At 69.5% G+C, this 4,903-nt stretch carries 6 protein-coding genes and 1 pseudogene; all 7 read right to left on the bottom strand.

Going from position 1 to position 4,903, the window contains the following annotated elements:
- Positions 1-349, bottom strand: a pseudogene (locus TY51_RS15560) (phosphonate metabolism protein/1,5-bisphosphokinase (PRPP-forming) PhnN); the annotation flags it as partial.
- Positions 346-1,029 carry a phosphonate C-P lyase system protein PhnL gene (gene phnL / locus TY51_RS15555; RefSeq protein WP_042251093.1) on the bottom strand — a complete coding sequence of 228 codons (684 nt, stop codon included), beginning with the start codon at positions 1,027-1,029 and terminating at the stop codon, positions 346-348. The gene phnL and the pseudogene TY51_RS15560, both read right to left, overlap by 4 nt.
- Positions 1,030-1,031: 2 nt before the next feature.
- Positions 1,032-1,790 carry a phosphonate C-P lyase system protein PhnK gene (gene phnK, locus TY51_RS15550; protein WP_042251091.1) on the bottom strand — a complete coding sequence of 253 codons (759 nt, stop codon included), beginning with the start codon at positions 1,788-1,790 and terminating at the stop codon, positions 1,032-1,034.
- A complete protein-coding gene (locus tag TY51_RS15545; RefSeq protein WP_042251089.1) occupies positions 1,787-2,647 on the bottom strand; it encodes an alpha-D-ribose 1-methylphosphonate 5-phosphate C-P-lyase PhnJ in 861 nt (286 codons plus the stop codon). Before TY51_RS15545 ends, phnK begins: the two co-directional genes overlap by 4 nt.
- Positions 2,644-3,243 carry an HAD family phosphatase gene (locus TY51_RS15540; protein ID WP_042251086.1) on the bottom strand — a complete coding sequence of 200 codons (600 nt, stop codon included), beginning with the start codon at positions 3,241-3,243 and terminating at the stop codon, positions 2,644-2,646. Before TY51_RS15540 ends, TY51_RS15545 begins: the two co-directional genes overlap by 4 nt.
- On the bottom strand, positions 3,240-4,307 hold the full coding sequence (locus TY51_RS15535; RefSeq protein ID WP_042251084.1) for a carbon-phosphorus lyase complex subunit PhnI: 1,068 nt from the start codon (positions 4,305-4,307) through the stop codon (positions 3,240-3,242). Before TY51_RS15535 ends, TY51_RS15540 begins: the two co-directional genes overlap by 4 nt.
- Positions 4,307-4,855 (bottom strand): phosphonate C-P lyase system protein PhnH, encoded by a 549-nt coding sequence (gene phnH / locus TY51_RS15530; RefSeq protein WP_042251081.1) that lies wholly within the window; start codon positions 4,853-4,855, stop codon positions 4,307-4,309. The genes TY51_RS15535 and phnH overlap by 1 nt, the downstream gene beginning before the upstream one ends.
- Positions 4,856-4,903: the final 48 nt, after the last annotated feature.

Here is a 4,903-nt window from a genome sequence, read left to right as displayed (position 1 = left end):
CCAGCACCTCCGCGGGGCGGTCGATCAGGATCACCCGCAGCCCCGGCAGCCGCGCGACGGCCTGCGGCAGGGCCGCCCGGCTGCCGTTGAAGACCACCGCCGGACCGTCCAGCTGATCATGCGGAATGCCATAGCACAGGCCATGCGCCTGCCAGTCCAGCGCGAAATGCCCCCCGTCGCGCAGCGCGTCGAACCGGGCGGGGGTGACGCCGTCGAAATCCTCGCCCCCGGCATCCGACGGGCGGGTGATCACCCGCCGCGCCAGGCGCAGGTCGGGCCAGGCGGCGCATGCCCCCGCGATCAGCGTGTCCTTGCCCGCGCCGGAGGGGCCGACGATCGCCGCGATCATGCCGCGCGCCCCGGCGTGAACCCGGTCACGTCCACCAGCCGGTCGCAGACCGCGTCGCGGGCCTCGGCGTCGTGAAAGATGCCCAGGATCGCGGCGCCGCGGGCCTTGGCCTCGGCGATCAGGGACAGGACGACCTGGCGGTTGGCGGCGTCCAGGCTGGCCGTGGGTTCGTCCAGCAGCAGCACCGGATAGGGATGCACAAAGCCGCGGGCGATGTTGATCCGCTGTTGTTCGCCGCCCGAAAAGGTGGTGGGCGACAGGCCCCACAGCCGGCGCGGGATGTTCAGCCGCCACAGCAGGCATTCGGCGCGTTCGCGGGCCAGCGCCTGCGCCACGCCAAGCGCGCGCAGCGGTTCGGCCACCACGTCCACGGCGGGCACGCGGGGCAGCACGCGCAGGAACTGGCTGACATGGCCCAACGTGCCCCGCCGCAGCGCGGTCACGGTGCGGGGCGCGGCGCCGACCAGTTCGGTGCCGGCGATGCGGATGCTGCCGCCGCCCGCCAGATAGTTGCCCTGGATCATCCGCATCAGCGTGGATTTTCCCGCGCCGGACTGGCCCACCAGCCCCACGCATTCGCCGGGATCCACATGCAGCGCCGCCCCGGCCATGACCGGAATGACCGTGCCGCCCTGATTGTGCAGCGTGAAGGACTTGGACAGATTGTCGACCTGGATCATGTTCAAACCTGCAGGACGGAGGAGACGAGAAGCTGGGTATAGGCATGCTGCGGATCGTCCAGCACCTGGTCGGTCAGGCCCTGTTCGACCACGCGGCCCGATTTCATCACCATCAGCCGGTCGGCCAGCAGGCGCACCACCGCGAGGTCATGCGTGACGATGACGACCGACAGGCCCATGTCGCGCACCAGCCCGCGCAGCAGGTCCAGCAGCCGCGCCTGGACGCTGACATCCAGCCCGCCCGTGGGTTCGTCCATGAACACCAGCCGCGGCCCGGTCACCAGGTTGCGCGCGATCTGCAGCCGCTGCTGCATGCCGCCCGAAAAGGCCGAGGGGCGGTCGTCCACGCGGTCTTCGGCGATCTCGACCCGGTCCAGCCAGTCGACGGCGGCGGCGCGGATGTCGCCGTAATGGCGCTGGCCCACGGCCATCAACCGTTCGCCGACATTGGCCCCGGCGCTGACCCCCATGCGCAACCCGTCGCGGGCATGCTGGTGGACATAGGCCCATTCGGTGCGCGCCAGACGGCGGCGTTCCGTCTCGGCCATCGCCAGCACGTCGCGCCCGTCATAGGTGACGGTGCCCGCATCGGGGCGCTGGTGCCCTGCCAGACAGGACAGCAGCGTCGATTTGCCCGACCCGCTTTCGCCGACGATGCCCAGCACCTCTCCGGGCCACAGATCAAAGCTGACATCGGTGCAGCCGATCCGCGCGCCATAGCGGCGTTCCAAGTGCTGCACGGACAGGATGGGGGCGGTCATGCGGCCTCCGCGGCCAGTCGGCCCTTGTGCCCGGCGGCGACGCGCGCGGTGCAGAAATCGGTGTCGGAGCAGACGAACATCCGCCCGCCCGCGTCGTCGGTCACGACCTCGTCCAGATAGCTGGCGTCAGCGCCGCACAGGTCGCAGGCATGGTCGGCCTTGGTCGCGCGGAACGGGTGGTCGTCGAAATCCAGGCTGACGACATGGGTGTGCGGGGGCAGGGCATAGATGCGCTGTTCGCGCCCCGCCCCGAACAGCTGGATCGCCGGGCTGTCCGACAGTTTCGGGTTGTCGAATTTCGGGATCGGCGACGGGTCCATGACATAGCGCCCCTCGACCTTGACCGGATAGGCATAGGAGGTCGCGATCTGGCCGTGCCTGGCGATGTCCTCGTACAGCTTGACGTGCATCAGGCCGTATTCCTCCAGCTCGTGCATCTTGCGGGTCTCGGTCTCTCGCGGTTCCAGAAAACGCAGGGGTTCGGGGATCGGCACCTGATAGACCAGGATCTGGCCCTGGGTCAGGGGCGTTTCCGGGATGCGGTGGCGGGTCTGGATCAGGGTCGCGTCCGTGGTGGCGGTGGTGACGGTGACGCCCGCGGTGCGCTGAAAGAACTTGCGGATGCTGACCGCGTTTGTGGTGTCGTCGGCCCCTTGGTCGATGACCTTCAGCCGGTCGTCGGGGGTCAGGCAGGCGGCGGTCAGTTGCACCCCCCCGGTGCCCCAGCCATAGGGCATGGGCATTTCGCGGCTGGCAAAGGGCACCTGATATCCGGGGATCGCCAGCGCCTTGAGGATGGCGCGGCGGATCATCCGCTTGGTCTGTTCGTCCAGATAGGCAAAGTTGTATTCGCTCATAGCAGCCCCCGTCGGATCAGATCGGCCTCCAGCGTGTCTGGATCGGTGAAGTGGTGCGCGGCCATCCCCGCGTCCCGCGCGCCCGCGACGTTGCGGGGGCTGTCGTCGATGAACAGGCACTGGTCGGGCGCCACGCCCGCGCGGTCGCACAGCGTGGCAAATATGCGCGCGTCGGGCTTCAGCACGCCCTCGATCCCCGACACGACGGTGATGCCAAAGGCGGTGGCCAGCCGCGGGTGGGTGGCAAGGCCGATGGGCCATGTCTGCGCGGACCAGTTGGTGATCGCATGGATCGCGTGGCCCCGCGCGCGCAGGCGGTCCATCAGCGCCCATGTCCCCTCGATCGGCTCGCGGATCGAGGCCGCGTGTCCGGCCCGATAAGCCAGAAAGGCCGCCCGGTCGCGGGGATCGGTGATCTGGTCCCCCAGATCGTCAAAGCATTCGCCGCCGTCCGCGCGCAGGTTCAGCGTGGGAAAATCCACGCGGTCCAGAAACGCCAGGACCGACGCGCGGTCCCCCATCAGGGGCAGGAAGGCGGCCACCGGGTCCCACCGGACCAGCACGTTGCCGATGTCGAAGACGATCGCCTTGATCATTGCGCATCCTTTGCACTGTCGGTCCGCAACCGGCGGACCAGTTCCAGTTCGGCCTGGAAATCGACGTAATGGGGCAGCTTGATGTGTTCCAGAAACCCGGTCGCCTGGATGTTGTCGCAATGGGACAACACGAATTCCTGGTCCTGCGCGGGGGCGCCGGTGAAATCCTCGCCCAGCTCCTGCCAGCGCAGGGCGCGGTCGACCAGGCTGACGGCGATGGCCTTGCGTTCCGACTGTCCCATGACCAGCCCGTATCCGCGCGTGAACTGCGCAGGTTCGGTGCGCGAGCCCTTGAACTGGTTCACGGTCTCGCATTCGGTCAGCTCGATCTCTCCGATGTCGATGGTCATGTCCAGCTCGGGGATGTGCATCTGCACGGGCACGCGGCCGATGCGCAATTCGCCGACAAAGGCGTGGGTGCGCCCGTAGCCACGCTGGGTGGAATAGGCCAGGCCCAGCACGAAGCCCTCGTCCGCGCGGGCCAAGGCCTGCAGGCGCAGGGGGCGGTTCGCGGGCAGCTCCAGCGGTTCGCGGGTCAGGTCGGGGGCAGGGGTGTCGTCGCGGGGGCTGGGTTCGATCAGGCCGTCGCGGTCCAGGATCGCCATGACATGCGGCACGGGGCCGGTGTCGGGCACGGCCAACGGCGCGGGGTCCACCGCCGCCTGATCGGCGAAGTCCAGCAGGCGGTGCGTGTAATCGAAGGTCGGCCCCAGCACCTGACCGCCGGGCAGGTCCTTGAACGTGGCCGAGACGCGCCGGTCCACCGCCATCGCGCCCGTGTCCACCGGCACGGACGCGCCAAGCCGCGGCAGCGTGGTGCGATAGGCGCGGATCAGGAACACGGCTTCGATCAGGTCGCCGCGCGCCTGGCGGATCGCCAGGGCGGCCAGGTCGGGGTCGTACAGCGACCCCTCGGCCATGACCCGGTTCACGGCCAGGGCCATCTGGGCCTTGATCTGGTCGACCGTCATCAGCGGCAGGTCGGGGTCGCCGCGGCGTTCCTCGGCCAGCCAGGCATGGGCGTTGTCGATGGCGCGTTCGCCACCCTTGACGGCGACATACATCAGGCGGCCTCCACGCGGGTGCTGCGCGGCAGGCAGGCCAGCCGGTCGCCGCAGGTCAGGACAAAATCCAGGCCCATCGGGAACAGGGCGCGATTGGCAACAAATGGTTCGGTCGCGGGCAGGGATAGCGCGGCGCGGTCGCGGATGCCCGGCCCGCGCAGGACGGGACCGTCCGCGTCCAGCCGGTCCAGCTCGACGATCAGCGTGGCCGAACGGTCGGGATAGTCGGGCAGGCCCACCGCAAAGCGGTCCAGCGGCAGCAGGTCCGTCCAGCGCCCCACGGCCAGCGCGGCTTGCGGCGCCTCCGTCAGCGGGCATCCGGCGTGAAAGCGCAGCCACGCGTCCAGGTCGGGCAGGTCGCCCGCCAGATGCACCGGCGTCGTGGGATCGGCCAGCAACAGCAGCACGGTCGCCGCAGCTGGCCCCACACCGGGGGCATGGGCCTGATCCAGGCGGTGGATCGTGCCGGGCCGGGCCATCGCCTCCATCAGCACGCGAAAGCCTTGGGCCGATTGCCGCGCGGGGTCGGTGAATCCGTGGCCGGTCATGCGTCTTCTCCGCGTTGCAGGGTAAAGAACTCGACCCGGGTTGCGGCG

This window comes from Paracoccus sp. PAMC 22219 (assembly GCF_000787695.1).
GTDB lineage: Bacteria > Pseudomonadota > Alphaproteobacteria > Rhodobacterales > Rhodobacteraceae > Paracoccus.
Note: the sequence above shows the minus strand (reverse complement) of the source record. Positions and strands in the feature narration are given on the sequence as shown.

Bases quoted from the DNA above. Each gene is read 5' to 3' on its own strand.
- phnL (WP_042251093.1), bottom strand. From the start codon at position 1,029: ATGATCCAGGTCGACAATCTGTCCAAGTCCTTCACGCTGCACAATCAG.
- phnK (WP_042251091.1), bottom strand. From the start codon at position 1,790: ATGACCGCCCCCATCCTGTCCGTGCAGCACTTGGAACGCCGCTATGGC.
- TY51_RS15545 (WP_042251089.1), bottom strand. From the start codon at position 2,647: ATGAGCGAATACAACTTTGCCTATCTGGACGAACAGACCAAGCGGATG.
- TY51_RS15540 (WP_042251086.1), bottom strand. From the start codon at position 3,243: ATGATCAAGGCGATCGTCTTCGACATCGGCAACGTGCTGGTCCGGTGG.
- TY51_RS15535 (WP_042251084.1), bottom strand. From the start codon at position 4,307: ATGTATGTCGCCGTCAAGGGTGGCGAACGCGCCATCGACAACGCCCAT.
- phnH (WP_042251081.1), bottom strand. From the start codon at position 4,855: ATGACCGGCCACGGATTCACCGACCCCGCGCGGCAATCGGCCCAAGGC.